Genomic DNA, 2,884 nt, shown 5'->3' with positions numbered 1-2,884 from the left:
TCTAGAATAATCCAATCAATATTTTGCACACTTTCTAAAATCTGTTGCGCATCGGCGCACAGCAGTTGCTCATTCTTATTTGACGAAAAAAACTGGGTATAGCAATCAATAATATCGGCGTTTTTTTCAACCGATGTTATTTGTGCTTTAGGGTATTTGTGTTGTAAATAATTACGAATTGCACCGCCGCCAAGGCCGAGTTCTAACACTTTTTGTGGCGGCTTAAGAGCTTGCCAGTGCTTATCTAGGTACAATAAGTGTGGAAAAAGTAATAAATCCGGGTTATTTAAATCAATAACAGATTGAAGAGTGTCGTTAATAAGTAACCAGCGTAACTGCTCGTGCTCACGTACTTGAATGTGATCGCCACTGCATTTATGCCAATAGATTAACTGACCAATGCTGTGGCTATTTTCAATAAATTGATCGCTCAGCAAACCCGTCAGTGAATTTATATAATTGATTTTTTCAGTCATATTCTCAGCATAAACTAGCAACGTTAAAGCGCAATGGCCTTTGTCATTATTTTTTTACGTTATTTTACAGCCATCACCAAAGTCGTATTTGCAGTTTTTTTAAGATGGAGTATGGTATTTGCCATAATAATGCCAATCAATTTAATTATTTTATTTTTTTAGCTTGGTAGATAACCAATACTATTAGTATAGCGCCGTAGCCTTTTTTTGACTTTTATTTACGGCTTATATAACAACAGGAGTATGTATGTTACAGGTAAGCACCCCACAAAGTAGCGAAGATTGGCAAGCGTATTACCAATTGCGTTGGCAGGTATTACGCGCGCCTTGGGGCGAGCCTCGTGGCTCTGAACAAGACGATATGGAACAAGACTCTGAGCACCGCTTTATAAAAAATAAAGAAGGCGAAGTACTAGGCGTAGCACGTTTGCACTTTAACAGTCATGAGCAAGCACAAGTGCGTTACATGGCCGTTGCTGAAGGGAATCGTAATCAACATATTGGTAGTCGTTTATTACATGAGCTTGAAAAAATAGCATGGACACAAAATGCTGATGAACTGGTTTTATTTGCTCGCGAACGTGCGCTTGAGTTTTATAAACGCCACGGTTACGAACTAAAAGAAAAAGCACATTTAGCGTATGGCGATGTACAGCATTTTAAAATGATAAAGCAAAAACCGTCTGAGCCAGGCTGGTTCCGTCATCCAAATTGGACGCAAGTACTACAAAATACGTGGCGTGAGTCTATTCCAATTAGTGACGCGATGGGTATTAAGGTAGAAAGCTATACCGATTGGCAATTTACAACCAGCGCCGACCTAGACGCTAACTTAAACCTACATAACACCATGTTTGCAGGCTCTATTTATAGCTTGGCCACGCTAACAGGTTGGGGCGCTACGTACTTAGCACTTAAAGAAGCTGGGCTTGAAGGTAATATTGTATTAGCCGATGCTAACATTAAGTACTTAAAACCGCTTACTACTGACCCACGTGGCTGTGTTGATATACAAACCTGTAAGGGCAAGTTAAGCGATTTAGAAACCGATGGTAAAGCAAGTTACGTAGTGCCAGTAACTATTTACGATGGTGATAACGTGGTTGCCGAATTTGAAGGACAGTTTGTAGTAAAAAAATAACTGTTTAGCTGTTCAAAACACAAAAAAGCCAAGCGATGCTTGGCTTTTTTGTGCGTAAAACTTAGGGAAGTATCACAGCAGATCGGTTAATAATATACCTACACCAATACGTTCTACATCCGCATTGTAATCAATTAAGCTTTCGCCATAACCGTTAAAGTATTGTGCATAACCACGAACGCGGCCCCATAAAGGAAACGACCAGTCGAGTTGAATTGCACCACGATTATCTGAATTTAAGTTGTTACGTGTCATAAAGCTAAATTCATGGTCATGAAAACGATACGCGCCGCTAAATTCAAAGTAACCCATGTATTTGTATATGTCTGGGTTGTCGTCGCCATTGGCTTCTAAAATATCTTCTTTTTCGTCCTCAGCTATTCGGTACCAAGGTTTAAAGCTAAAAACAAAGCCTCTGTTTTCCCAGATAAAGTCTGCATAAATACGGTTCCACGAACGTGAGTTTGGTTGGCTTCGACCATTTGATTGATGCGAAATACCTAATGCGATTGCCATTTCGTCGCCCCATAATACGTTTTCTGGGTCGAGGTAATTTATCCAAAATATCTCTGGTTCGTAGTTGGTCTCACGAAATGGAGAAGAAATTTCTGAGTTATAAATCTGCCAATATGATTGCAGTGTAAAGCCAAAAAATATGGCTTGGTCTTTATCCGAAAAATCATCGTAAAGAGGCACTTTTATCGATAGCTGGTATTTTGCTTCTAAGTTGTCGAGCGGTTCACCGTCGTTGTCGTCGGTTAGTGCATCAAAGCCATCAAAAGGGCGATCGTTTGGGTGTGATACGTACGAAAGAGGCAAAATGTAGTTACGTTTATGTGGCGTAATTACATTTCTATTTTTTTTACCTACTTCTTCACGAGCTTGGCGTTTATCAAGCGCGGTAAGTTGTTTGTTTTCTTCAAGAGCTGAACACTTTTTACGAAGATCGTCTAATGTTTGTTTACCATCCCCGCCAATTACTTCATTTAAAATACACTGCTTTACAAGTTCGATGTCGTTGTCTTGCTCATTTGTAGCAACTTCTTCTTGTGCGAAGGTAGCTGTACTTATTAAGGCAGAAAGTGTGATCCAGTGGCGCCAGCTCATTGTAATTCCTTGTGGGTTCGGGTTGTGTTGTATGCGTTAATTTAATTATAACGTCTTTTTACATATGTAACGGTGAACTTTTACTGAATTTGTATTTATAACGAGGACACTACGTATACAAAGTAAATATAGATCAGAAAAAAAGCGGCCTAGGCCGCTT

The 2,884-nt window shown here is 39.5% G+C and carries 3 protein-coding genes; 1 reads left to right on the top strand and 2 read right to left on the bottom strand.

Going from position 1 to position 2,884, the window contains the following annotated elements; translation table 11 throughout:
• Window positions 1–476, bottom strand: a 476-nt coding sequence (locus GQR46_RS18280; RefSeq protein WP_165741935.1) for a methyltransferase, incomplete at its 3' end; no start/stop codon positions are given.
• 247 nt (window positions 477–723) lie between these two features.
• Between GQR46_RS18280 and GQR46_RS18275 the strand changes: the two genes are divergently transcribed.
• Window positions 724–1,617, top strand: a complete 894-nt coding sequence (locus tag GQR46_RS18275; protein ID WP_165741932.1) for a bifunctional GNAT family N-acetyltransferase/hotdog fold thioesterase — start codon at window positions 724–726, stop codon at window positions 1,615–1,617.
• Between the two features lie 72 nt (window positions 1,618–1,689).
• Here GQR46_RS18275 and GQR46_RS18270 read toward each other — a convergent pair whose 3' ends face one another.
• Complete coding sequence (locus tag GQR46_RS18270; RefSeq protein WP_002958796.1) at window positions 1,690–2,724, bottom strand: phospholipase A; 1,035 nt, start codon at window positions 2,722–2,724, stop codon at window positions 1,690–1,692.
• Window positions 2,725–2,884: the final 160 nt, after the last annotated feature.

Origin of the sequence: Pseudoalteromonas sp. Z1A6, from assembly GCF_011378745.1 — a bacterium.
Taxonomy (GTDB): Bacteria; Pseudomonadota; Gammaproteobacteria; order Enterobacterales; family Alteromonadaceae; genus Pseudoalteromonas; species Pseudoalteromonas arctica.
The sequence above is the reverse complement of the archived record's forward strand: the minus strand, read 5'-3'. Positions and strand labels throughout refer to the sequence as shown.